We start from the raw sequence: 255 nt of genomic DNA, 5'->3' as shown, positions 1-255 counted from the left end.
GATCCGCGACTTCGGCTGGAATTGGCTGACTCGGCTCAAGGGCAACCGCTTGGTCACGCCGGGGGATCGAATCAAGCGGGCGCTGGACGACGTAGCGATCTCGGAGTCGGGCACGGCGCTTCACCTCCAGGGCTACGGGATGGTCCAAGTCTTCCGGATCGACGCCCCAGATGGCGACGCGGAATACTGGGCCACCAACGAGTTGGGGATGGAGTCCGGGATGCGGCGATACTACGCCGAGTTGGGCTTCGCGAT

1 pseudogene is annotated in these 255 nt (G+C 64.3%); it reads left to right on the top strand.

The annotated features are described in order from the left end of the window. Positions 1-255 (top strand): annotated as a pseudogene (locus ACYOEI_RS41395) (IS701 family transposase); the annotation flags it as partial.

It is taken from the genome of Singulisphaera rosea (assembly GCF_054877945.1).
The sequence above is the reverse complement of the archived record's forward strand: the minus strand, read 5'-3'. Positions and strand labels throughout refer to the sequence as shown.